This is a genomic window from Burkholderia sp. BCC1977 (genome assembly GCF_905339595.1).
GTDB lineage: Bacteria > Pseudomonadota > Gammaproteobacteria > Burkholderiales > Burkholderiaceae > Burkholderia.
In genome coordinates this window covers 215,411-238,134 of record NZ_CAJPGQ010000001.1, presented here as the reverse complement: position 1 = coordinate 238,134, position 22,724 = coordinate 215,411, and the positions used below count along the sequence as shown (strand labels likewise).

At 68.7% G+C, this 22,724-nt stretch carries 22 protein-coding genes; 16 read left to right on the top strand and 6 right to left on the bottom strand.

Translation table 11 applies throughout. The features are described from left to right. The first annotated feature begins 7 nt into the window (after positions 1-7). Together U5771_RS01105 and fghA are read left to right on the top strand one after the other, a co-directional pair. On the top strand, positions 8-229 hold the full coding sequence (locus U5771_RS01105) for a hypothetical protein (RefSeq protein ID WP_322022244.1): 222 nt from the start codon (positions 8-10) through the stop codon (positions 227-229). Positions 230-244: 15 nt separating this feature from the next. Beyond that, positions 245-1,093: an S-formylglutathione hydrolase gene (gene fghA / locus U5771_RS01100; protein ID WP_322022243.1), complete on the top strand. Its 849-nt coding sequence runs from the start codon at positions 245-247 to the stop codon at positions 1,091-1,093. A 110-nt stretch (positions 1,094-1,203) separates the two neighbouring features. Here the strand turns inward: fghA and U5771_RS01095 are convergent, their stop codons facing one another. From U5771_RS01095 to U5771_RS01080, 4 genes are read right to left on the bottom strand one after another with little or no spacing between them, the layout of a single operon-like run. Further along, entirely contained in the window at positions 1,204-1,986 is a 783-nt protein-coding gene (locus tag U5771_RS01095; RefSeq protein WP_322022242.1) for a metal ABC transporter permease, read from the bottom strand. Beyond that, on the bottom strand, positions 1,979-2,869 hold the full coding sequence (locus tag U5771_RS01090) for an ABC transporter ATP-binding protein (RefSeq protein WP_322022241.1): 891 nt from the start codon (positions 2,867-2,869) through the stop codon (positions 1,979-1,981). The genes U5771_RS01095 and U5771_RS01090 overlap by 8 nt, the downstream gene beginning before the upstream one ends. Before the next feature lie 13 nt (positions 2,870-2,882). Then, positions 2,883-3,800 carry a metal ABC transporter solute-binding protein, Zn/Mn family gene (locus tag U5771_RS01085; protein ID WP_322022240.1) on the bottom strand — a complete coding sequence of 306 codons (918 nt, stop codon included), beginning with the start codon at positions 3,798-3,800 and terminating at the stop codon, positions 2,883-2,885. A gap of 35 nt (positions 3,801-3,835) precedes the next feature. Then, complete coding sequence (locus U5771_RS01080) at positions 3,836-4,297, bottom strand: Fur family transcriptional regulator (RefSeq protein WP_014896195.1); 462 nt, start codon at positions 4,295-4,297, stop codon at positions 3,836-3,838. 328 nt (positions 4,298-4,625) lie between these two features. Between U5771_RS01080 and U5771_RS01075 the strand changes: the two genes are divergently transcribed. The 8 genes from U5771_RS01075 (at position 4,626) to U5771_RS01040 (ending at position 12,955) form a co-directional block, all read left to right on the top strand. Continuing rightward, positions 4,626-5,402 carry an L-iditol 2-dehydrogenase gene (locus U5771_RS01075; protein WP_322022239.1) on the top strand — a complete coding sequence of 259 codons (777 nt, stop codon included), beginning with the start codon at positions 4,626-4,628 and terminating at the stop codon, positions 5,400-5,402. 75 nt (positions 5,403-5,477) lie between these two features. Next, entirely contained in the window at positions 5,478-6,434 is a 957-nt protein-coding gene (locus U5771_RS01070) for a sugar kinase (RefSeq protein WP_322022400.1), read from the top strand. Further along, entirely contained in the window at positions 6,422-7,774 is a 1,353-nt protein-coding gene (locus U5771_RS01065; RefSeq protein ID WP_322022238.1) for a D-tagatose-bisphosphate aldolase, class II, non-catalytic subunit, read from the top strand. The genes U5771_RS01070 and U5771_RS01065 overlap by 13 nt, the downstream gene beginning before the upstream one ends. A gap of 93 nt (positions 7,775-7,867) precedes the next feature. Beyond that, the gene (locus tag U5771_RS01060; RefSeq protein WP_322022237.1) at positions 7,868-9,193 is read left to right on the top strand and encodes a sugar ABC transporter substrate-binding protein; all 1,326 of its coding nucleotides are present in this window, start codon (positions 7,868-7,870) and stop codon (positions 9,191-9,193) included. Positions 9,194-9,295: 102 nt separating this feature from the next. Further along, positions 9,296-10,240, top strand: a complete 945-nt coding sequence (locus U5771_RS01055; protein ID WP_322022236.1) for a sugar ABC transporter permease — start codon at positions 9,296-9,298, stop codon at positions 10,238-10,240. Then, positions 10,237-11,088, top strand: a complete 852-nt coding sequence (locus U5771_RS01050) for a carbohydrate ABC transporter permease (protein ID WP_322022235.1) — start codon at positions 10,237-10,239, stop codon at positions 11,086-11,088. Before U5771_RS01055 ends, U5771_RS01050 begins: the two co-directional genes overlap by 4 nt. Then, a complete protein-coding gene (locus U5771_RS01045; RefSeq protein ID WP_322022234.1) occupies positions 11,085-11,783 on the top strand; it encodes an HAD family phosphatase in 699 nt (232 codons plus the stop codon). The genes U5771_RS01050 and U5771_RS01045 overlap by 4 nt, the downstream gene beginning before the upstream one ends. A 62-nt stretch (positions 11,784-11,845) precedes the next feature. Next, positions 11,846-12,955 carry a sn-glycerol-3-phosphate ABC transporter ATP-binding protein UgpC gene (locus U5771_RS01040; RefSeq protein ID WP_322022233.1) on the top strand — a complete coding sequence of 370 codons (1,110 nt, stop codon included), beginning with the start codon at positions 11,846-11,848 and terminating at the stop codon, positions 12,953-12,955. Between the two features lie 51 nt (positions 12,956-13,006). Here U5771_RS01040 and U5771_RS01035 read toward each other — a convergent pair whose 3' ends face one another. Further along, positions 13,007-13,891, bottom strand: coding sequence for a LysR family transcriptional regulator (locus tag U5771_RS01035; protein WP_322022232.1), 885 nt, complete (start codon positions 13,889-13,891; stop codon positions 13,007-13,009). Between the two features lie 113 nt (positions 13,892-14,004). Here U5771_RS01035 and U5771_RS01030 point away from each other — a divergent pair, with 113 nt between their 5' ends. The 5 genes from U5771_RS01030 (at position 14,005) to U5771_RS01010 (ending at position 20,284) form a co-directional block, all read left to right on the top strand. Further along, positions 14,005-15,201 (top strand): serine hydrolase domain-containing protein, encoded by a 1,197-nt coding sequence (locus U5771_RS01030; RefSeq protein WP_322022231.1) that lies wholly within the window; start codon positions 14,005-14,007, stop codon positions 15,199-15,201. Continuing rightward, the gene (locus U5771_RS01025) at positions 15,198-16,445 is read left to right on the top strand and encodes an MFS transporter (protein WP_322022230.1); all 1,248 of its coding nucleotides are present in this window, start codon (positions 15,198-15,200) and stop codon (positions 16,443-16,445) included. Before U5771_RS01030 ends, U5771_RS01025 begins: the two co-directional genes overlap by 4 nt. A 515-nt stretch (positions 16,446-16,960) precedes the next feature. Continuing rightward, a complete protein-coding gene (locus U5771_RS01020; RefSeq protein WP_322022229.1) occupies positions 16,961-17,977 on the top strand; it encodes an isocyanide synthase family protein in 1,017 nt (338 codons plus the stop codon). 100 nt (positions 17,978-18,077) lie between these two features. After that, the gene (locus U5771_RS01015; RefSeq protein ID WP_322022228.1) at positions 18,078-18,548 is read left to right on the top strand and encodes a protein tyrosine phosphatase family protein; all 471 of its coding nucleotides are present in this window, start codon (positions 18,078-18,080) and stop codon (positions 18,546-18,548) included. Further along, positions 18,545-20,284: an isocyanide synthase family protein gene (locus U5771_RS01010; protein WP_322022227.1), complete on the top strand. Its 1,740-nt coding sequence runs from the start codon at positions 18,545-18,547 to the stop codon at positions 20,282-20,284. Before U5771_RS01015 ends, U5771_RS01010 begins: the two co-directional genes overlap by 4 nt. 218 nt (positions 20,285-20,502) lie before the next feature. On the opposite strand, the gene U5771_RS01005 is transcribed toward U5771_RS01010, so the two are convergent. Next, positions 20,503-21,981: an efflux transporter outer membrane subunit gene (locus U5771_RS01005; protein ID WP_322022226.1), complete on the bottom strand. Its 1,479-nt coding sequence runs from the start codon at positions 21,979-21,981 to the stop codon at positions 20,503-20,505. 104 nt (positions 21,982-22,085) lie between these two features. Here U5771_RS01005 and U5771_RS01000 point away from each other — a divergent pair, with 104 nt between their 5' ends. Further along, positions 22,086-22,703 (top strand): TetR/AcrR family transcriptional regulator, encoded by a 618-nt coding sequence (locus tag U5771_RS01000; RefSeq protein WP_322022225.1) that lies wholly within the window; start codon positions 22,086-22,088, stop codon positions 22,701-22,703. Positions 22,704-22,724 lie beyond the last annotated feature (21 nt).

The following is a 22,724-nucleotide window of genomic DNA, read 5'->3' as shown; positions in this document are numbered from 1 at the left end:
TCCTGGATTGTCCTGTCGCGACAGCGGTGACGTCTCGCGGCAAGCCGGCGACCGTTTCCCGCGCGCGATGGGCGGCGGGATCGGGGATCATGCCGGGCGCGATACGGTTTCCCCGTGTCGCGCGGCAGGGCTCGACCCGACCACGCACGCGCTGCCGCGCGCGACGTTCGACGACGGCGTCGACCCGATGAAGACGGGCGAATCGATTCGCCCGATCGTGCTGTATTGAACGGAAGGGAACTCCATGCTCGAACTCGTTTCTTCGCACGCTTGCCACGGTGGCGAGCAACGCTTCTATCGCCATGATTCGCAGGCGATCGGCCTGCCGATGAAGTTCTCGGTGTACCTGCCGCCGCAGGCGGCGCACGGCCGCGTGCCGGCGCTGTTCTATCTCGCGGGGCTCACGTGCACCGAGGAGACGTTCGCGATCAAGGGCGGCGCGCAGCAGTACGCGGCGCAGCACGGCCTCGCCCTCGTGATGCCCGATACGAGCCCGCGCGGCGCGGGTGTGCCGGGCGAGACCGACGCATGGGATTTCGGCGTCGGCGCGGGTTTCTATGTCGACGCGACGCAAGCGCCGTGGTCCACGCATTACCGGATGGAGTCGTACGTGACGGGCGAGCTGCGGGAATGCGTCGCGGCCGAGCTGCCGATCGACGGCGCGCGGCTCGGGATCTTCGGCCACTCGATGGGCGGGCACGGCGCGCTGACGCTCGCGCTGCGTCACCCCGGCCTGTACCGGTCGGTGTCGGCGTTCGCGCCGATCGCCGCGCCGACGCGCTGCCCGTGGGGCGAGAAGGCATTCTCGGGCTATCTCGGTGACGACCGCGAAGCATGGGCGCAGCACGACGCGAGCGAACTCGTCGCGCGCGCGGATGCGCCGAAGTTCGCGGACGGCATCCTCGTCGACCAGGGCCTCGCCGACTCGTTCCTCGCGAACCAGCTGAACCCCGACGTATTCGAAGCCGCGTGCGCGAAGGCCGGCCAGCCGCTGACGCTGCGCCGCCATGCGGGCTACGACCACGGGTACTACTTCATCTCGACGTTCATCGCCGATCACATCGCGCATCACGCGCGGGTGCTGGCACGGTGAACGGGGCGCGACACGCGTGACCCGCGGCGCGCGCCGCACGTCGCGCGCGCATGCAAAAACGCCGGCGGCCTGTCGGGCACGCCGGCGTTTTCATTTTCGCCGCTCGACGATCAGTGGCGTCGCAACAGGCTCGCGCCGTACACGAGCGCGGACAGCGCGGTGATCCAGAAGCTCGTCGGCCAGTCGGTGTGATACGCGAGCGCGATCCCGGCCCACGCTTCGAACAGCGCGAACAGCGCGGCGAGCAGCACGCCGGTCGACAGCCGCGTCGACAGGTTCTGCGCGGCCGCGGCCGGACCGACCAGCAGCGTGAACACCAGCAGCACGCCGACGATCTGCGTCGCCGCGGCCACTGCCAGCGCGCACACCGCGAGGAACAGCATCGACACCGTGCGCAGCGATACGCCCTTGGCTTCCGCCAGCTCGGGCTGCAGCGACGCGAACAGCAGCGGCCGAGCGATCAGCGCGAGCGCGACGAGGCTCACCGCGCCGATGCCGGCCAGCACCGCGAGCGTGTCGTGGCTGACCGCGAGCACGTTGCCGAACAGCAGCGCGGTGACCTGCGTCGCGAACGACGTGTAGAAGTGCAGGAACAGCAGCCCGAAGCCGAGCGCGCCCGACAGGATCACGCCGATGGCGACGTCGCGGCCCGCGAGCCGTTCGCCGAGCGCGCCCATCCCGATCCCGGCCGCGAGCGTGAAGCCGACCATCCCCCAGATCGGCGAGATGCCGAGCAGCACCGCGCCGGTCGCGCCGGTGAAGCCGACGTGCGACAGCGCATGGCCGGCGAAGGTTTGTCCGCGCAGCACCAGGAAGTAGCCGACGATGCCCGCGAGCACCGCGACGATTCCCGACGCGGCGAACGCGTTGATCATGAAGTCGTATTCAAACATCGTGCGAATGCCCGGGATGAGCGTGTCCGTGGTGGTGATGGCCGTGATCGTGGCCGCCGCCGTGCGAGTGGCCGTCGTCGTCCTCGTGTTCGTGATCGTGCTTTTCGATCTCGACGTCGCCCGACATCACGAAGATCTTGCCGTTCACGCGCATCACGTCGATCGGCGAGCCGTAGAGCCGCGACAGCACGGGTTTCGTGATCACCTCGTCGACGGTGCCGAGCGCCGCGACGCCGTTGCCGAGATACAGCACGCGGTCGAGCGCGTTCAGCAGCGGATTCAGTTCGTGCGCGGAAAACAGCACGGTGATGCCGAGCTCGCGCTGCACGTTGCGCACGAGTTCGACGACGCCGCGCTGGTGGTTCGGGTCGAGGCTGATCAGCGGCTCGTCGAGCAGCAGCAGCTTCGGGCTGCCGAGCAGGCACTGCGCGAGCAGCAGGCGCTGCCGCTCGCCGCCCGACAGTTCCGACAACGGCCGGCGCGCGAGCGTCGGGCCGCCGACGAGGTCGAGCACGCGGTCGACGTCGCGCCGCGTCGCGGCGTTCGTGTGCGGCAGCCCCCAGCGGTGGCCGTCGGCGGCCATCGCGACGAAGTCGTAGCCGCGCATCCGGCGATTCGCGAGGCCGCTCCTGATCTGCGGCATGTAGCCGATCGACGCGTTGCCGCGCGCGACCGGGACGCCGCCGACCGACAGCGTGCCGCCCGTGACGGGGACGAGGCCGAGCACCGCGCGCATCAGCGTCGTCTTGCCCGCGCCGTTCGGCCCGAGCACGCCGACGAATTCGCCGGGTTCGATCGAGAAGCTCACGTCGCGCAGGATCGTGCGGCCGCCCAGTTCGAGCGTGACGCGATCGAGTGCGAGTGCGTGGGGAGTGGCGGTCATTTCGTTGCGTGAATTATTTCTTGCTGGCGGAAAGCGCGGCCGCGAGCGCGTCGAGCTGGCCGGCCATCCATTGCTGGAAGGTCTTGCCGGCCGGCTGCGTCTCGGTGACGCTCACGCTCGGCACGCCGCCGTCGCGCGCGACCTTCAGCAGGCGCTTGGTCATCGGCGCTTCGGCCTGGCTGTTGTAGATCAGCACGCGCACCTGCTTCTTGCGCAGGTCGTTCTCGAACGCGGCGACGTCCTGCGCGCTGGCTTCGGTGTCGTTCATCGTCGCGAGCTGGAAGCGCTGGTTGCGCATGTCGAGGCCGATCGCATCCGACATGTAGCCGAATACCGGCTCGGTGGCCGTCACCGGCACGCCCTTGTACTGCGCGCGCAGCGCGCCGACCTTGTCGTCGATCGGCTTCAGCGACGCGACGAACTTCTGCAGGTTGGCGTCGTAGTCGGCCTTGTTCGCCGGGTCGGCACGGCCGAGCTCGGCCGCGATCGCGCGTGCGGCGGCCGGCATGGTCGCCGGGTCGTACCACAGGTGCGGGTTGTCGCCGGCCTTCTTGCCGACGAGATCGGCGACGACGATCGTCGCGCGCTTCGCCTGCTTCGACGCGCCGAGCAGCTTGCCCATCCACGGATCGTAGTCCGCGCCGTTGTAGATCACGACCTGCGCGTGCTGCAGCGCGCGCGCGGTCTTCGGGCTCGCTTCGAACAGGTGCGGATCCTGGTCGGGACTGCTGAGGATGCTGGTCACCGCGACATGGCGGCCGCCGATCTGCGACGCGACGTCGCCGTAGAAATTCTCGGCGGCGACCACGTTGACGGTCGCGGCCTGCGCGAAGGCGGGTGCCGCGATCGACAGCGCGGCGGCGGTGGCGGCGGCCAGCAGACGGGCAAGCGGCAGGGCGCGCCGCGGCGCGCGCTTCAGGGCAATGGACATGAAACTCCTCGTTGGAAGGGGCGGCGTGTGCGGTGTCAGCGTTGCGCGGGCTTGCCCTTGCAGTGCCCGCACAGGCCGTTCAGCTCGACGACCTGGTGGTGGACTTCGAACCCGTGTGCAGGCTCGCTCGCGGACAGCTGTTTCGCGAGGTCGCTGCCCGGAATCTCGACGGTCTCGCCGCACGAATCGCAGATCAGGAACTGGCCTTCGTGCGGCACGCCGATCTCGCAGCACGCGAAGAATGCGTTCTTCGATTCGATCCGGTGGATGAAGCCGTGCTCGACGAGGAAATCCAGTGCGCGATAGACGGTCGTGGGCGGCACGCGGCCGCGCTGCGGCTCGAGCTCGGCGAGCAGGTCGTACGCGCCGATCGGGCGCTGCGCGGCCAGCACGCGTTCGTAGACCTGGCGGCGCAGCGGCGTCCACGCGAGCCCGTGCTCGGCGGCGAATGCGTCGGCCCGGGACAGCCGGGCGTCGATGGGCGATGAGGTGGCCATGGCGTGAAGCAGGCAATGAAACGAAGTATGGCGATGATATAACGTATCTCCATGCCGTGCAGCCCGAATTCCTGCCGATGCACGCGCTCCGTCCCCTTCATCGCCGTTTCAGCCGCGCCGCACCCAGCGCGCCGCGCCTTGCCGGGCGCGGTTCGCCGGCCGGCGCCCGGTGTGGACGTGCCGCAGCGCATCATCGAAAGCCGCCGTGTCGCCTTGACAGCGCGAATCGCGTATCCGATCATTCGACCAACAACAGAGCAATTGATCGGCCAGCGAGCGTTCGCTCACCTCGCGGCCTTCGTGCAGCAGAACGAACCGGAGACAACCAGTGAGACTGGAAGACAAGGTCGCGATCCTGACGGGCGCGGCAAGCGGCATCGGCGAAGCGGTCGCGCAACGCTATCTGGACGAGGGCGCGCGCTGCGTGCTGGTCGACGTGAAGCCGGCGAGCGGTTCGCTCGCGCGACTGATCGAGGCCCATCCCGGCCGTGCGGTGGCCGTCACCGCGGACGTCACGCGCCGTGACGACATCGCGCGCATCGTCGCGACTGCCGTCGAGCGCTTCGGCGGCGTCGACATCCTGTTCAACAATGCGGCGCTGTTCGACATGCGCCCGATCCTCGACGAATCCTGGGACGTGTTCGACCGGCTGTTCGCGGTCAACGTGAAAGGGCTGTTCTTCCTGATGCAGGCGGTCGCGCAGCGGATGGTCGAGCAGGGTCGCGGCGGCAAGATCGTCAACATGTCGTCGCAGGCGGGGCGTCGCGGCGAGGCCCTCGTTTCGCACTACTGTGCGACCAAGGCCGCGGTGATCAGCTACACGCAGTCGGCCGCGCTCGCGCTCGCGCCGCACCGGATCAACGTGAACGGCATCGCGCCGGGCGTGGTCGACACGCCGATGTGGGAGCAGGTCGATGCGCTGTTCGCGCGCTACGAGAACCGGCCGCTCGGCGAGAAGAAGCGGCTCGTGGGCGAAGCCGTGCCGCTCGGCCGGATCGGCGTGCCGGGCGACCTGACGGGCGCCGCGCTGTTCCTCGCATCGGCCGACGCCGACTACATCACCGCCCAGACGCTGAACGTCGACGGCGGCAACTGGATGAGCTGAAATGGCGCCGCTCGCACGCGCAACCAGCCGGCCGGCCCGCGACGCAGCGGCCGCCGTCGAACGAGGGCACGCATGATGGCCGAGATCGTCGTTGCCGGCGAACTGCTGGCCGAATTCGTCGCCGCCGAGCGCGGCCAGGGTTTCGACACGCCGGGCCTGTTCGCGGGCCCGTTCCCGAGCGGCGCGCCGGCGATCTTCGCCGACCAGGCCGCGCGGCTCGGCGCGCGCGTCGCGTATGCGGGTTGCGTCGGCCGCGATGCGTTCGGCGACGCGATCGTCGCGCGGCTCGAGCGCGACGGTGTCGACGTCGCGCGCATCCGCCGCGTCGCCCGTCCGACCGGCACCGCGTTCGTCGCGTATCGCGACGACGGCTCGCGCAGCTTCGTGTTCAGCCTGTCGACCAGTGCGGCCGCGTGCGTCGATGCATCCGACGTCGACACCGCGATGTTCGACGGCTGCCGCTACTTCCACGTGATGGGCTCGTCGCTGACGAGCGAATCGGCGATCGCGGCGGTGCAGCGCGGCGTGATCGAAGCGGCGCGCGTCGGCGCGAAGGTGTCGTTCGACCCGAACGTGCGGCCGGAGATGCTGAGCTTCCGTCCGATGCGCGCGGCGCTCGACACGATGCTCGCCGCGTGTCACCTGTTTCTGCCGAGCGAGGCCGACCTGCCGTTCTTCTGCGGGCCGCAGCCGGCCGAGCGCGCCATTGCGGGGCTGCTCGCGACGCATCCGCTGCTCGAGCGCGTCGTGCTCAAGCGCGGCGCGGCCGGCAGCGTCGCGTTCGACCGTGCGAGCCGCGTCGACGCGCCGGCGTATCCCGTCGACGAACACGATCCGACCGGTGCCGGCGACTGCTTCGGCGGCACGCTGGTCGCGAGCCTCGTCGCCGGCGCGCCGATCGACGTCGCGCTGCGCCGCGCGAACGCGGCCGGCGCGATCGCGGTCACGCGGCGCGGCCCGATGGAGGGCAACAGCAGCGCGACTGAAATCGACCGCTTCCTGACCGAACGAGGTGTCGCATGTCCGGCCTGACCCCCACCGCCGAACGTCCGCGCAGCGCGCACGCCGACGCCGTGCTGCGGATGATCTTCGACGCGAACCGCGCGGATGCGCAGCGCGGCATCTATTCGATCTGCAGCGCGCACCGGCTCGTGCTGGAGGCCGCATGCGAGGCCGCGCGCGCGGACGGCTCGCCGCTGCTGATCGAGGCGACCTGCAACCAGGTGAACCATCTCGGCGGTTACACGGGCATGACGCCCGCCGATTTCCGGCGCGACGTCGATGCGATCGCGCAGCGCTGCGGGCTCGCGCCGTCGGCGCTGGTGCTCGGCGGCGACCATCTGGGACCGAACCCGTGGCGGCACCGCCGCGCGGCCGACGCGATGCGCGAAGCGGCCGCGATGGTCGCCGCGTATGTCGAAGCCGGGTTCGAGAAGATCCACCTCGATGCGAGCATGGCCTGTGCGGACGATCCGCCGCGGCTCGACGACCGGACGATCGCCGCGCGCGCGGCCGAGCTGTGCCGTGCGGCCGAAGACGCAGCCGCGCGCGCCGGCGTCGCGCCCGTCTACGTGATCGGCACCGAGGTGCCGACGCCGGGCGGCGAAGTGGCTGGCGACGCCGCCGGCGATGCGATCGCGCGGATCGCGGTCACGCGCGGCGACAGCATCGCCGCGACGCTCGACGCGCATCGCGGCGCATTCGCGGCGGCCGGGCTCGACGACGCATGGACGCGCGTGGTCGCGATCGTCGCGCAGCCCGGCGTCGATTTCGACGATCGCCACGTGCTCGACTACGACAGCGCGAAGGGCGCATCGCTCGGTGCCAGCATCCTGCGCACGCCGCGCCTCGTGTTCGAAGCGCATTCGACCGACTACCAGACCGAAGGCGCGCTCGCCGCGCTCGTGCGCGACCACTTCGCGGTGCTGAAGGTCGGCCCCGCGCTGACCTTCGCGCTGCGCGAGGCGCTGTTCGCGCTCACCTTCATCGAGGACGCGCTGATCGACGACGTCGCGCAGCGTTCGCGCTTGCGCGACGTGGTCGACGCCGCGATGCGCGCGCAGCCCGAGCACTGGGCGCCGTACTATCGCGGCGACGAGGCCGAGCAGCGGCTCGCGCGCCAGTTCAGCTACAGCGACCGGATCCGCTACTACTGGCTGCAGCCGGCCGTCGCGGCAGCGGTCGAGCAGTTGTTCGACAACCTCGCGCGGCAGCCGGTGCCCGAAACGCTCGTCGCGCAGTGGCTGCCGGACGTGTACGCGGCGTGCCGCGCGGGCGGCCTCGCGAAGGAGCCGCGCGCATGGGTGCGCCACCGGATACGCGACGTGATCGCGCACTATGCGCGCGCGTGCGGCATGCAGCGGGCGGCGTGACGGGCCGCGAAGGAAACGCAACACGACACACGCAATACGACACACGCAATACGCAACACCGACGACAGTTCGAACAATCACAGGAGACATGCCATGCAACGAAAGATGCTCGACGCCGCCGTACGCTGCCTCGCCGGAGCCGCGTTCGCGACGGCCGCGTGCGCGGCGTCCGCCGGCACGCTGACGATCGCGACGCTGAACAACCCGGACATGATCGAGTTGAAGAAGCTGTCGCCGGCGTTCGAGAAGGCGAACCCGGACATCAAGCTGAACTGGGTGATTCTCGAGGAGAACGTGCTGCGCCAGCGCGCGACCACCGACATCACGACCGGCAGCGGCCAGTTCGACGTGATGGCGATCGGCACCTACGAGACGCCGCAGTGGGGCAAGCGCGGCTGGCTCGCGCCGATGACGGGGCTGCCCGCCGACTACGACCTGAACGACATCGTGAAGACCGCGCGCGACAGCCTGTCGTACAACGGCCAGTTGTATGCGCTGCCGTTCTACGTCGAGAGCTCGATGACGTTCTACCGCAAGGACCTGTTCGCGGCGAAGGGGCTCAAGATGCCCGACCAGCCGACCTACGACCAGATCGCCGAGTTCGCGGACAAGCTCACCGACAAGGCGAAGGGCACCTACGGGATCTGCCTGCGCGGCAAGGCCGGGTGGGGCGAGAACATGGCGTACGTGTCGACGGTCGTGAACACGTTCGGCGGGCGCTGGTTCGACGAGAGCTGGAACGCGCAGCTCACGTCGCCGGAGTGGAGGAAGGCGATCGGTTTCTACGTGAACCTGCTGAAGAAAGACGGCCCGCCGGGGGCGAGCTCGAACGGCTTCAACGAGAACCTGACCCTGACCGCCTCGGGCAAGTGCGCGATGTGGATCGACGCGACGGTCGCGGCCGGGATGCTCTATAACAAACAGCAGTCGCAGGTCGCCGACCGGATCGGCTTCGCGGCCGCGCCGGTCGCCGCCACGCCGAAGGGCTCGCACTGGCTGTGGGCGTGGGCGCTGGCCGTGCCGAAGACGTCGAAGCAGCAGGACGCCGCGCGCAAGTTCATCGCCTGGGCGACGTCGAAGCAGTACATCGAGATGGTCGGCAAGGACGAAGGCTGGGCGTCGGTGCCGCCGGGCACCCGCACGTCGACCTATCAGCGCCCCGAGTACAAGGCCGCCGCGCCGTTCTCGGACTTCGTGCTGAAGGCGATCGAGACGGCCGACCCGAACGATCCGTCGCTGAAGAAGGTGCCGTACACGGGCGTGCAGTACGTCGGGATTCCTGAATTCCAGTCGTTCGGCACGGTGGTCGGGCAGGCGATCGCGGGTGCGGTGGCCGGCCAGATGACGGTCGACCAGGCGCTCGCCGCGGGCCAAGCCGCCGCCGACCGCGCGGTGCGCCAGGCCGGCTACAGGAAGTAACGCGGCCCGCACCGTGCGCGCCGCCGCGCACGGTGCACGTCGCCGAAGCAGACAGGCGGGCCGGCCGTTCGCGCCCGCGTCTCAACCGGAGGGACTCCGATCATGCGTCATTTACGTCTTCCCCTGAGCCACGCGCCGTCGGTCGGCGACGCGTCGCCGCCGCCGGGTGCGCCGCGCCGCGCGCGCGGCGCCAGCTGGCTCGTGTCGCCGTCCGTCGCGGTGCTGCTGCTGTGGATGTCGATCCCGCTCGCGATGACGATCTGGTATTCGTTCTCGCGCTACAACCTGCTGAACCCGGACGTGAAGGGCTTCGCCGGGCTCGACAACTACCGCTTCCTCGCGACCGATCCGTCGTTCCTGCCCGCGATCTGGCACACGCTCGTGCTGATCGGCGCGGTGCTCGCGATCACCGTGGTCGGCGGCGTGCTGATGGCCGTGCTGTTCGACCGGAAGTTCTACGGGCAGGGCGTGGCGCGTCTGCTCGCGATCGCGCCGTTCTTCGTGATGCCGACGGTGGCCGCGCTGATCTGGAAGAACATGATCCTGCATCCGGTGTACGGGCTGGTTGCGAACGCGATGCGCGCGCTCGGGATGACGCCGATCGACTGGTTCGCCGATTACCCGCTCACCGCCGTGATCATCATCGTCGCGTGGCAGTGGCTGCCGTTCGCGTTCCTGATCCTGTTCACCGCGATCCAGTCGCTCGACCAGGAGCAGAAGGAAGCCGCGCGCATCGACGGCGCGGGCCCGATCGCGATGTTCTTCTACATCACGCTGCCGCACCTGAGGCGTGCGATCGCCGTGGTCGTGATGATGGAGACGATCTTCCTGCTGTCGATCTTCGCGGAGATCTACACGACGACGGGCGGCGGCCCGGGCAATGCGACGACCAACCTGTCGTACCTGATCTACGCGCTCGGCCTGCAGCAGTTCGACGTCGGCCTCGCATCCGCGGGCGGGATCATCGCCGTCGTGGTCGCGAACGTCGTGTCGTTCTTCCTGGTGCGGATGCTCGCGCGCAACCTGAAGGGGGAGTACGAAAAATGAGCGACCTGACTATCGAAGGCCGGCGCGCGCCGGCTGCATTCGACCTCGTGCGGCGCGCGCTGCCCGGCGCGCTCGCGTGGCTGCTCGCGTTGCTGCTGTTCTTCCCGATCTTCTGGATGGCGATCACCGCGTTCAAGACCGAGCAGCAGGCGTACGCGTCGACGTTGTTCTTCATGCCGACGCTCGACAGCTTCCGCGAGGTGTTCGCCCGCAGCAACTACTTCGCGTTCGCGTGGAACTCGGTGCTGATCTCGGCGGGCGTCACGCTGATCTCGCTGCTGCTCGCGGTGCCGGCGGCCTACGCGATGGCGTTCTTCCCGAACCACCGCACGCAGAAGGTGCTGCTATGGATGCTGTCGACCAAGATGATGCCGTCGGTCGGCGTGCTCGTGCCGATCTACCTGCTGTGGAAGAACGCGGGGCTGCTCGACACCGTGTCGGGCCTCGTGATCGTGTACACGCTGATCAACCTGCCGATCGCGGTGTGGATGACCTTCACGTACTTCAACGAGATCCCGAAGGACATCCTCGAAGCCGGGCGCATCGACGGCGCGTCGACGTGGCAGGAGATCGTCTACCTGCTGATGCCGATGGCGCTGCCGGGGCTCGCGTCCACCGCGCTGCTGCTGGTGATCCTGTCGTGGAACGAGGCGTTCTGGAGCATCAACCTGTCGAGCTCGAACGCCGCGCCGCTCACCGTGTTCATCGCGTCGTACTCGAGCCCCGAGGGGTTGTTCTGGGCGAAGCTGTCCGCCGCGTCGCTGCTGGCCGTCGCGCCGATCCTGATCGTCGGCTGGCTGTCGCAGAAGCAGCTCGTGCGCGGGCTCACCTTCGGGGCGGTCAAATGAGGGCGGCCGGTCTTGGCATGAACGTGCTGATCTGCGATTGCGACGGCGTGCTGATCGACAGCGAGGCGGTCGCCGCCGACGTGATCGTGCGCGAGCTCGATGCGCGCTGGCCGGGTGTCGATGCGCGGCCGGCGGTGATGCCGCTGCTCGGGCTGCGCATCGAGCGCGTGCTGGCCGGCGCGGGCGAGGCCGTCGGCCGTACGCTGTCGGCCGACGACGTCGATGCGATCCGCCGCGCGGTCGAAGCGGCGGCTGTCAACGCGCCGATGGTCGACGGCATCGATACGGCGCTCGCGGCGCTCAAGCTGACGACGGCGTGCGCGAGCAACAGCTACCGCGCGTACGTCGAGGCGGCGCTCGCGCGCACCGGCCTCGCGCGCTTCTTCGGCGACCGGCTGTTCTGCGCGGATTCCGTCGCGCGGCCGAAGCCGGCGCCCGACGTGTATCTCGCGGCCGCGCGCGCGCTCGGCGCGGTGCCCGCGCAATGCCTCGTCGTCGAGGACAGCGTGACCGGCATCACCGCGGCCGCCGCGGCCGGGATGACCGTGCTCGGCTTCGTCGGCGGCGGGCATGCCTCGGCCGCGCAGATCGACGCGTTGCGCGGGATCGGCGCGCGTCACGTATTCGACGACATGCACGAGCTGCCCGGCTACGTCGCGCGCTGGCAGGCGACCGGCGCCGTGCTGCCGAGCTAGCAACCACGAACGATTGCGCGCCGCGTCGAACGCGGCGCATCACGAACGAACGGAGACAGACCATGGCAAGCGTGCTCCTGCGCAACATCGCGAAGCGCTACGACGACACCGAAGTGCTGCGCAACGTGAACCTCGACATCGCCGACGGCGAATTCGTCGTGTTCGTCGGCCCGAGCGGCTGCGGCAAATCCACGCTGATGCGGATGATCGCCGGGCTCGAGGACATCTCGAGCGGCGACCTGCTGATCGACGGCGCGAAGGTCAACGACGTGCCGAGCGCGAAGCGCGGCATCGCGATGGTGTTCCAGTCGTATGCGCTGTACCCGCACATGACGCTGTACGACAACATGGCGTTCGGCCTGAAGCTCGCCGGCGCGAAGAAGCCCGAGATCGACCAGGCGGTGAAGCAGGCCGCGAAGATCCTGCACATCGATCACCTGCTCGACCGCAAGCCGAAGCAGTTGTCGGGCGGCCAGCGGCAGCGCGTCGCGATCGGCCGCGCGATCACGCGCAAGCCGAAGGTGTTCCTGTTCGACGAGCCGTTGTCGAACCTCGACGCCGCGCTGCGCGTGAAGATGCGGCTGGAATTCGCGCGGCTGCACGACGAGCTGAAGACCACGATGATCTACGTGACGCACGACCAGGTCGAGGCGATGACGCTCGCCGACAAGATCGTCGTGCTGTCGGGCGGCGCGGTGCAGCAGGTCGGCACGCCGAACGCGCTGTACCACGCGCCGGCCAACCAGTTCGTTGCGGGCTTCATCGGCTCGCCGAAGATGAACTTCCTGAAAGGCACGGTCGAGTCGGTCGATGCGACCGGCGTGCTGGTGCGCTTCGGCAGCGGCGAGACGCAACGCGTCGCGGTCGAGGCGGCCGGGTTGCAGCGCGGCGCGGCGGTGACCGTCGGCGTGCGGCCCGAGCATCTGATGGTGGGGGCGGCGGCCGAGGGTGTCGCCGCGCGGACGATGGCCGTCGAATCGCTCGGCGATGCCGCGTATCTGTATGCGGAGTCGGCCGTCGCGCCGGACGGGCTGATCGCGCGGATTCCACCGCTCGACACGTACCGCACCGGCGAGGCACTGCACGTGCATGCGCAGGCCGAGCACTGCCATCTGTTCGACGAGCAGGGCCAGGCGTTCCGGCGGCTGAGCGCGCACGCGAAGGCCGCGTGAGGGCACGCGAGCGCACATAAGGGCACGCAAGGGTACGTGACGGCGCGCCGGTCAGCGCTGCAGGTGCTCGGCCATGTAGTCGACGAAGGCGCGCAGTTTCGGCGTCGGATGGCGGCCTGACGGCCACAGGACGTAGATCGGCGTGCAGCTCTCGACGTGTTCGTCGAGCACCGCGCGCAGCGTGCCGTCGTCGAGCGCATCGCGCACGAAGAACTCGGGCAGGCACGCGATGCCGAGCCCGCGCAGCGTGAAGCACAGGCGCGCTTCCGCGCTGTTGCTGACCATCGCGACCGGCACCTCGGGCGGCGTACTCGCGTGCGGCACGCGCAGCGGCCAGGTCTCGAGCTTGCCGCTGCTCGGAAAGCGGTAGTGCAGGCAGCGATGCTGCGCGAGATCGGCCGGCGTGCGCGGCGTGCCGTGCCGCGCGAGGTAGTCGGGCGACGCGACGAGGTGCTGGCGGAAATGGCGGAGCAGCCGCGACGACAGCCGCGAATCCGTCGGCTGGCCGGTGCGCAGCACCGCATCGAAACCTTCTTCGACGACGTCGACGAGGCGGTCGCTGAAATCGATGTCGAGTTCGATCTCCGGATACGCGGCCATGAAATCGGCCAGCAGCGGCAGCAGCAGCGTGCCGATCGTCGGCAGGCTCACGCGCAGGCGCCCGCGCGGCGCGTCGGCGCTGTGCGTCAGTTCCTGCTCGGCCGCGTCGATCTCGGCGATCACGCGCCGGCAGCGTTCCAGGAAGCGCGTGCCTTCCGCGGTCAGCGTGATGCTGCGCGTGCTGCGGTGAAAGAGCCGCACGTTCAGCCGGGCCTCGAGCCGCGCGATGCGCTTGCCGATCGCGGACGCCGACAGCCCGAGCGCGCGGCCGGCCGCGACGAAACTGCGCGTTTCCGCGACCTGGACGAACACGACGAAGCCGCCAAGATTTTCCATGCAGGTTCCCGATTGCGGACATCGACGTCCGGAGTGTCCGGAACTCTAACCCGGTTTTTCTTCTCGCGCCGGCTCCCTACGATGGGCGTTCCTTCATTGTTCGAGGTCACGCCATGTCATCCCTGCCTGTCACTGCCCGCCGCGCCGAACCGGACGCCGCGCTGCGCGAACGCCTCGACGCCGTGCTCGATCGCGCGCTGGCCGAAGCACGCGTGGTCGGCGCGGTCGTGCTGGTCGCCCGCGACGGCGAACTGCGCCATGCGCGCGCGGCCGGTCTGGCCGATCGCGAGGCCGGCACGCCGATGCGGGAGGACACGCTGTTCCGGCTCGCGTCGGTATCGAAGCCGGTCGTGACGGCCGCCGCGATGCGGCTGGTCGCGGCGGGGCGCATCGAACTCGACGAGCCGGTCGCGCGCTGGCTGCCCGCGTTCCGGCCGACGCTTCCCGACGGCACGCCCGCCGACATCACGTTGCGTCATCTGCTGTCGCATACGGCCGGGCTCGGCTACCGCTTCCTCGAAGCGGACGCCGACGGTCCGTATGCGCGTGCCGGGGTGTCCGACGGGATGGATCGCGCGGACCTGTCGCTCGCGGAGAACGTGCGGCGCATCGCCGGCGTGCCGCTGCGGTTTGCGCCCGGCACGTCGTGGGACTACTCGCTCGCGATCGACGTGGTCGGCGCGCTGATCGAGGCGGTCGATGGCCGGCCGCTCGCCGAGGCCGTCGCCGCGCTCGTCACGACGCCGCTCGGGATGACCGACACCGCCGTCTTCTCGCACGACGCCGCGCGTTTCGCGACGCCGTACGTCAGCACGCCGGGCGCGCCGCGCCGGATGGCTGACGACGATCTCGTACCGGTGTACGACGGCACGGTCGGCATCCGCTTCGCACCGGCGCGCGCATTCGACGCGGCCGCGTGGCCGTCGGGCGGCGCCGGGATGGTTGGCACCGCACGCGACTGCATGATGCTGCTCGATACGTTGCGCACCGGCCGCGACGGCTGGCTCGCGCGCCGCTGGATCGACGAGATGTCGAGCGTGCAGCCGGGCGCCCACGACCTGCCCGACGCGCCGGGATTCGGCTTCGGGCTCGGCTTTTCGGTGCTGTATGACCCGGCGGCCGCGCAGTCGCCGGAGTCGGTCGGCACGTGGCGCTGGGGCGGTGCGTACGGGCACGCGTGGTTCGTCGACCGCGCGGCCGGGCTGACGGTCGTTGCGCTGACCAATACGTTATACGAAGGGATGCACGGGCGTTTCGTCGCCGACGTGCGCGATGCAGTCTATGACGTCGACGGCCGGAGCGCGACATGAGCGAATGCGTTTCCGCTTCCGCTTCTGCCTCCGCCTCCGCCTCCGACCGGGTCGCCGACCGGGCGTCCGGTCCGTCCGCGCCGGTGCGTGAACGCCTGCCGGTCGCGAACCTGCTGGCGCTCGCGACTGCCGGCTTCATCACGATCCTGACCGAAGCATTGCCGGCCGGCCTGCTCCCGTTGATGAGCGTCGACCTGCACGTGACCGAGGCGCTGATCGGGCAGCTCGTGACCGTCTATGCGCTCGGCTCGATCGTCGCGGCGATTCCGCTCGTCGCCGCGACGCGCGCGATGCGCCGGCGCCGGCTGCTGCTCGCGGCGCTCGCCGGGTTCGTCGTGTCGAATGCGCTGACCGCCGCGTCGCCGTACTACGTGCTCACGCTCGCCGCGCGCTTCGTCGCGGGCATGTCGGCCGGGCTGCTGTGGGCGCTGCTGGCCGGCTATGCGAGCCGGATGGTCGGCGCATCGCTGCGCGGCCGTGCGATCGCGGTCGCGATGGTCGGCGCGCCGGTCGCGATGTCGATCGGCATTCCGGCCGGCACCGCGCTCGGCGCGCTGTTCGGCTGGCGCATCGCGTTCGCCGGCATCACGGTCGCGGCGCTCGCGCTGATCGGCTGGATCCGGCTGCGCGTGCCCGACTATCCGGGGCAGCAGGCCGGCGCGCGCGAACCGGTGCTCGGCGTGATCGCGCTGCCCGGCGTGCGGCCGGTGCTGGTCGTGATGTTCGCGTACGTGCTTGCGCACAACATGCTGTACACGTACGTCGCGCCGTTCCTCGCGAGCGTGCGGATGGGCGGGCAGGTCGATGCGGTGCTGTTCGTGTTCGGCGTCGCGTCGCTGGTCGGCATCGCGCTGACGGGCGCATGGATCGGCGCCGCGCAGCGGCGGCTGACGCTCGCGAGCATCGCGCTGTTCGCGCTTGCGGCGGCGATGCTCGGCGCCGGGTCCGGGATGACGATCGTCTATGCGGGTGTCGCGCTGTGGGGGCTCGCGTTCGGCGGCGCGCCGACGCTGTTCCAGACCGCCACCGCGAACGCGGCGGGCGACGCGGCCGATGTCGCGCAGTCGATGCTCGTGACGGTGTGGAACCTCGCGATCGCGGGCGGCGGCATCGCGGGCGGGATGCTGCTCGGCGCGACGGGCGCGGGGGCGATTCCGTGGGTGCTCGTCGCGCTGCTGACGGCGGCGTGGCTCGGCGCGTGGCGCGCGCGCCGGCATGCGTTTCCGGCGCCGCGCGCCGCGTGAGCTTGCGATATGCAGGTGCGGGCACGATTCAGGATGCCCGAATGTCCGGCGCCGCCCTGGCGCGCGGCGCGTCGGTACCGCGCGCGGAGGGTCGGGCCGTCGTCATCCGCGCGTGCGTCCCGCCGTTCCTGAATCCCGCCGCGCGCACTGCCGGCGCGGCGCCGGCTGACGACCCGTCCCGATCTCCCCGACCGTCTCCCGTCAACCGTCCGGCGTGATCGACGCTTGCGCGTCGCGCCGAGCGGGAACAATCGTGTCCGGTGGTGCGTTTCTTTTTGACAAATCCTGCCCGAAAGGACAGCTATCGCGCGGGAAGCGTTTGCTTTGTAATTTCCCCGGCGTTTGATTGGCGAATTCGCTTATATCGCGTCCCGTACGCCAGGACGCGACGCGTCAGGCCGATCGATCGCGCCAGTGCCAGCGCGATGTCAAAAACTACGAGGGGTGCGGCGGTTGCGCGACCGCTTGCCGATACCGGGCAAAGCACATCCTCAGCCATTCACGAGAGGGCCGAAATGTCGTGCGATCTATACGAGAACCAAGCACGCGCGGTGGAGTGCGACGCGCTATCGATCGCCCGCGCGATCGTGCGCGAAGTGTTCAAGCTTCGCAAGCTGCATCCGACGGAGGACAGTCGACCCGGCGACATCGAAGCCGAGATGGACTGGCATGTCGAGGCGATCCTGCCCATCGTTGCGAGTGATCGGCAGGTCAGGCTGATCCTGCCTGCGTTTCCGGGCAAGTCGCCGAACCGGATGAAGACGCTCGGTGCGTTGCCCGATCTCGCGGAGAAGCACGCGCTGAAGAACCTGGCCGCGCTGTGCACCCGTATCGGCAAGATCTACCGGCCGGGCGTCAGGTTCGTCATCTGCTCGGACGGCTACTGTTTCTCGGACGTCGTCAGCATCGGCGACGATGAAGTCGCGCAATACCTGAAGAGCCTCGAAGCGCATGCGGCCGTGCATTTCGAAGGCAGCTTCGAGTTCTTCGACCTGAAAGGCCACTTCGGCTATCTCGACGACCTCACGTCGAAACGCGAGGAGTTGCTGATCGCATATAGCGATCCGGTCGAGCGGATCCGGCGGCAATGCCAGGACGATCCGGCGATGAGCGCGATGTATCGCGGCATCACGCGCTTCCTGTACGAAGATTCGCTCGGCATCGAGCGGTTCCGGACCTGGAGCAACACGGCAATCCAGAAGATGAGCCGCTGCAACGCGTATCGCGTGATCCAGCGCAGCAATGCGTGGAGCCGGCTGATCGAGGACGCGTTTCCCAACAGTCTGCGGCTGTCCATTCATCCGCAGTTCCGCATGTCGAAGAAGATCGGCATCCGCCTCGTCGACTGCGACGACGTGTGGCTCACGCCATGGCATTCGGTAGCGGTGCGCGAGAACAACCGGATCGTGCTGAAGAAGCGCTCCGAGGTGGACGAGCGCAATTCGGTACTGGTGTTCTCGGATGGCGTGCCCTGCCATTTCGTCCATCACCCGCAATTGTTCGCCGGTTCCGCTGAAGCCGTTTCCTCTTGAGCGGTGCGGCCCGTATTCCACCCGATTGGCGTTCGTCGGCAGCCGCGTCGCACCGCGGGCGCGGGCGACGAATGCGTTCCATCTGCAATGGAGGCACAACGTGAATCTTTCCGACATGCGCAACGCGAAATGGATCGATGCGCATACGCTGACGGCCGGCCAGCCGACCGAGGCGCAGTTCGCCGAGCTGGCACGGGACGGCGTGACGACGATCATCAACCTCGCGCCGTTCGACACGCGTTACTCGATCGACGACGAGGAGGGCTGCGTGCGGCGCAACGGCATGCAGTATCACTTCCTGCCGGTCGATTTCAAGCAGCCTGCGCTGGAGGACTTCGACACCTTCGCCGATCTCTTCCGGCAAGCGGCGGGCGGCAGGACGCTCGTGCATTGCGCGGCAAACTACCGGGTCTCGGTGTTCGTGTCGCACTACAAGATGATGCATGACGGCTGGTCCGCCGGACAAGCGGACGAATGGATCGCCGGCATCTGGAATACCGCGGAGTTTCCCGTCTGGCAAACCTTCATCCAGACGCTGCGTGCGAACCTGAGCGCACGCCGTACGTCATGAGCCGTGCATCGGCGGTGGCCGAATTTCGGCGCGCATTCGGACAACTGTGCCGCAGCGGCGATGTCGACCGCCTGTCTGCCGTGCAGCGCGACGCGCTCGATGCACAAGTGGGCGCGTGCGTGACGCGTGGGCAGCCGATCCGGCTGACGTTGCCGGGTTTCCCGCTCAAGTCGCCGGACCGGCGTGGCAAGGTGCTTGGCGTGCTGCCCGACTGCGGCGAACAACTCGCGCTCGGCTATCTCGACGCGTTCTGCGAGACGGTGCGCCGGTTCTACGCGCCGGGATGCGTGGTCGACCTGTTCAGCGACGGGCTGACGTTCTTCGATCTGCTGGACGTGAGCCGGGCCGACGCGAATGCGTATCACCACGCGCTGCGCGAGCTGATCGCGTCGCGCAACATCGTCTGGCATTCGTATTCGACGGTGGATCCGTCGTTCGATCGCGATGCGTCCGACGTCGACGCCGTGCTTGCGCCCTACTGGCCCGCCGACGACGACACGCGTTGCGATGTCCGCGGCGAACGCGTCGGCGAGCTGACGGCATTGCTCGCCGGCGAACGGCAGATCGTGCTGGCCGACGCGGACACCGCGACGCGCGCGCGGCTCTCGCGGGCCGCGCAACGGATGGCGGAGCGCGGGGTTGCGCTGGATGGCTTTCTCGACGCGAAGCTGCCTGCCGGTCTGCGGCTGACCGTCCATACGGCGCCGCCCGGGAGCAAAAAGATTCCGATCAGGTTGCATGCCGGGGGCGGCAATGGTGCGCTGCCCTGGCGCAACGTGCTACTTCAAAAAAAGAATGGAGAATTTGCCATGCTGAGCAAATCGCAGGTCAATCAAACCGTCAACGCCGCGCTCGTCACGAAAGGCGGCGAACCATGGTATTTCGCGGAGGGCGACGATCCGGTCCTGAATCGCTGTGCGATCAGCGTCGTGCATCGCGACGACTTCGGCTTGCTGGTCGAGCCGAATGCCGAAGAAGCGGGCCGGATCGATTGCTGCGCGCTGTCGAAGGATGCACTCGCAACGATGCTGCAGCGTCATGGTTTCGTCGTGCTGCGTGGCTTCCGTGTCGATGACGAGGCTTCGCTCGTGAAGTTCACCGAGCAGTTCGGCAAGCTGTACGTGTGGCAGTTCGGGCCGGTGCACAAGGTGAAACCCGAAGAAGATGCGAACGGCTACGTACATTCGTTCGAGGCGGTGCCGCTGCACTGGGACCTGAGCATGCTGCCGCTCACGCATCCGCTCGTGCAGCAGGACGAACACTTCTCCGCGAAGATGTTCGCACTCTACTGCAAGACCGCGCCGAAGCGCGGCGAGGGCATGACGACGCTGGTCGATGCGCGTCGTATCGTCAGTCAGCTCGACGCCGGCACGTTGGCCGCTTGGGAGCAGACGAGTCTGACCTACGACACGAAAATGACCTACTTCGGCGGTGTGCCGCGGACGTTTCCGCTGATCGCCACGCACCCGGATACGGGCGAAAAGGTGCTGCGCTACCAGGAGGGCAGCGAATCGACGCTGCAGCGTTTCGAAGTGAGCCTCGCGACGCCGGGCACCGTGCCCGATGACAGCGTGCAGCAGATCAATGCGCTCGCGTACGCACGCGAGTACCTTGTCGAGCACGACTGGGTGGATGGCGATATCGTGTTGGTCGACAACTACAGTGTGCTGCATGGCCGCCGTGCGATGTCACGCGAATCGGCGGCGCGCGAACTGTGGCGGGTGCAGGTGTATTGAGTGCGCTGTCGAGTGTCGGCCGGTCCGGCGTTTGCCGGCAGACCGGCCGGCTGCATCGTCGCTGGCCTGGCGTAACCGGCCGGCACGGTGGGTATCGAAACGAAAATGCCGCGGTGCGAGCCGCGGCATTCGTTTGTCGGTGCACCGTACGCGGGACGTGCGCCTGCATCGGGCAGCGCGCGGGCGGTTCGAGCGTGCGGCACGTGACGACGCCGACGTCAGCGTGCCGAGACATCGAGCGGGACGTCGTTTTGCGCGTTCTGTGCGGCTTCCCAGCCGCCACCCAGTGCGCGGAACGATGCGATGGCCGCCCGGGCCGCCTCGGCCTGCGCCTGGGCCTTCGCATCGCGCGTCTGCAGCAGATCGCTGTCGGCGTCGAGCACTTCGATGAGGCTTACGGCGCCGCTCTGGTACGCAGTGAACGATGTTTCCCGCGCGCGCGCCAGCGCGGTTTCGCCGCGTGCAAGCGCACGCATCTGCGCCTCACGCTTCACGAGCGCCGAAAACGCGTCCTCGACGTCCTCCGAAGCGCGCAACGCGGCCTGTCGATAGGCGGCGAGCGCCTCGGAAGTCTGTCCGCGCGCAGCCGCGATCTGCGCATCGATGCGCCCGAAGTCGAACAGGCGCCAGCGCAGGCCGAGGATGCCTTGTGCCTGCGTGGCGCCATGCGTGAACAGGTCGCCGGATGCGGTGGCGGCCGTGCCGATCAGGCCGCTCAGCGACAGCTTGGGATAGTACTCGGCGATCGCTGCGCCGATGCGCGCATTCGCGGCCGCGAGCCGCCGTTCGGCGACGATCAGGTCGGGTCGGCGGCGGAGCAGGTCGCCCGGCGTGCCGGCATCCGCGAGACGCGGGGCGACCGGAATCGGCGCGGCCGTGCCCAGTTCGGCCCGATGGGTGCCGGGCTGAGCGCCGACCAGCACATCGAGTGCGTTTTGCGCTGCGTCGAGCCCGGTTTCGAGGATCGGCACCGTGGCTTCGACCTGGGCCAGCGCGCCTTCTGCCTGGCGAACCTGCAATTCGGCCGCGACACCATTGCGGTACTGCATTTGCACGGTTGCCAGCAGGCGCCGGCGGGTGTCGACCTGCTGCGTTGCGACAGCGAGGCGCGCCTGCAGCCCGCGGATCGTCACATAGGTATTCGCGGTCTGCGCGGCGACGGCCAGCCGGGTGGCGACCGCGGCGGCTGCCGACGCCTCGTATTCGGCGCGCACGGCCTCGCGGCTGCGCCGCAACCCGCCGAACAGGTCGATTTCCCAGCTCGCGCCGATGTCACCTTCGTAATAGGCGGCGTTGCGGGAGAAGCCGGGGGTCGACTCGAGCAGTCGTCCGAGCGGCGTATCGACCGACTGGTAGACCTTCTGGCCCTGTGCGGTCACGGCGCCGCTCGGCAGCAGCGCCGCGGTGGCGGCGCCCAGCGCGGCGCGCGCCTGTGCGACGCGCGCGGATGCCTGGGCGATGTCGAGGTTCTGTTGCAGCGCGAGATCGACGAAGCGCGTCATGAGCGGGTCGTCGAAGCCGGTCCACCACGCGTCGAGGTTCGCGACCGTCGTCACGGGACGCTGTTCGACGGCGGCTTGCCCAATGAAGCGATCGGGTGCGGCAATGACCGGCCGTTGGTAATCGGGGCCGACCGCGCAGCCGGCCAGCGCGCCGACGGCGAGGAACGATGCAAAAAATCGATGGGAAACCGGCATGACGACCCTTCAGGGTAGAGAATAGAGGCGAAATTTCGAGTGTGACCATTGTACGAATTGGTCACATGGTGTCAATCACGTCCTGATGTTCCAGATTTCCAACCATGACTGAAAGCGTGTCTCTCCCCGCAGGCCGGCGCGGCCCGGCGGACCACGCCGTCCGCGACCAGATCGTGAATGCGGCGAACGAACATTTCCGGCATTACGGGTACGGCAAGACGACGGTCTCCGATCTCGCGAAGGCGATCGGTTTCTCGAAGGCGTACATCTACAAGTTCTTCGATTCGAAGCGCGCGATCGGCGAAGCGATTTGCGCGACCAGCCTCGGCACGATCATGGCGGCGGCGGATCAGGCGATCGCCGGCGCCGAGTCCGCGACCGACCGGCTGCGCGGGATGTTCCAGGCGATGACCGCCGCCTGCGTGGGATTCTTCTTCACCGATCGCAAGCTGTACGACATTGCCGCGTATGCGATCGAGGAAGGCTGGCAGACCACGATCGAACATGACGAAAAGATCAGGGGCGCGATCGTGCGGATCGTCCGTGAAGGGCGCGAAAGCGGCGAATTCGAGCGCAAGACGCCGCTCGACGAGACCTGCCGCGCGATCTTTCTCGTGCTTCAGCCGTTCGTGAATCCGGTGATGCTGCAGTACCACCTAGACCACGCCGAAGACGCGTCGAAGGCCGTCTGCAACCTTGTGTTGCGCAGCCTGTCGCCCTGACGTCATTTTGATTGTGACCAT

Coding starts and splice junctions, on each gene's coding strand:
- U5771_RS01035 (WP_322022232.1), bottom strand. CDS start 13,891: ATGGAAAATCTTGGCGGCTTCGTCGTGTTCGTCCAGGTCGCGGAAACG.
- U5771_RS01005 (WP_322022226.1), bottom strand. CDS start 21,981: ATGCCGGTTTCCCATCGATTTTTTGCATCGTTCCTCGCCGTCGGCGCG.
- U5771_RS01080 (WP_014896195.1), bottom strand. CDS start 4,297: ATGGCCACCTCATCGCCCATCGACGCCCGGCTGTCCCGGGCCGACGCA.
- U5771_RS01045 (WP_322022234.1), top strand. CDS start 11,085: ATGAGGGCGGCCGGTCTTGGCATGAACGTGCTGATCTGCGATTGCGAC.
- U5771_RS01085 (WP_322022240.1), bottom strand. CDS start 3,800: ATGTCCATTGCCCTGAAGCGCGCGCCGCGGCGCGCCCTGCCGCTTGCC.
- U5771_RS01010 (WP_322022227.1), top strand. CDS start 18,545: ATGAGCCGTGCATCGGCGGTGGCCGAATTTCGGCGCGCATTCGGACAA.
- U5771_RS01025 (WP_322022230.1), top strand. CDS start 15,198: ATGAGCGAATGCGTTTCCGCTTCCGCTTCTGCCTCCGCCTCCGCCTCC.
- U5771_RS01055 (WP_322022236.1), top strand. CDS start 9,296: ATGCGTCATTTACGTCTTCCCCTGAGCCACGCGCCGTCGGTCGGCGAC.
- U5771_RS01030 (WP_322022231.1), top strand. CDS start 14,005: ATGTCATCCCTGCCTGTCACTGCCCGCCGCGCCGAACCGGACGCCGCG.
- U5771_RS01060 (WP_322022237.1), top strand. CDS start 7,868: ATGCAACGAAAGATGCTCGACGCCGCCGTACGCTGCCTCGCCGGAGCC.
- U5771_RS01095 (WP_322022242.1), bottom strand. CDS start 1,986: ATGTTTGAATACGACTTCATGATCAACGCGTTCGCCGCGTCGGGAATC.
- U5771_RS01090 (WP_322022241.1), bottom strand. CDS start 2,869: ATGACCGCCACTCCCCACGCACTCGCACTCGATCGCGTCACGCTCGAA.
- U5771_RS01070 (WP_322022400.1), top strand. CDS start 5,478: ATGGCCGAGATCGTCGTTGCCGGCGAACTGCTGGCCGAATTCGTCGCC.
- U5771_RS01020 (WP_322022229.1), top strand. CDS start 16,961: ATGTCGTGCGATCTATACGAGAACCAAGCACGCGCGGTGGAGTGCGAC.
- fghA (WP_322022243.1), top strand. CDS start 245: ATGCTCGAACTCGTTTCTTCGCACGCTTGCCACGGTGGCGAGCAACGC.
- U5771_RS01050 (WP_322022235.1), top strand. CDS start 10,237: ATGAGCGACCTGACTATCGAAGGCCGGCGCGCGCCGGCTGCATTCGAC.
- U5771_RS01065 (WP_322022238.1), top strand. CDS start 6,422: ATGTCCGGCCTGACCCCCACCGCCGAACGTCCGCGCAGCGCGCACGCC.
- U5771_RS01040 (WP_322022233.1), top strand. CDS start 11,846: ATGGCAAGCGTGCTCCTGCGCAACATCGCGAAGCGCTACGACGACACC.
- U5771_RS01000 (WP_322022225.1), top strand. CDS start 22,086: ATGACTGAAAGCGTGTCTCTCCCCGCAGGCCGGCGCGGCCCGGCGGAC.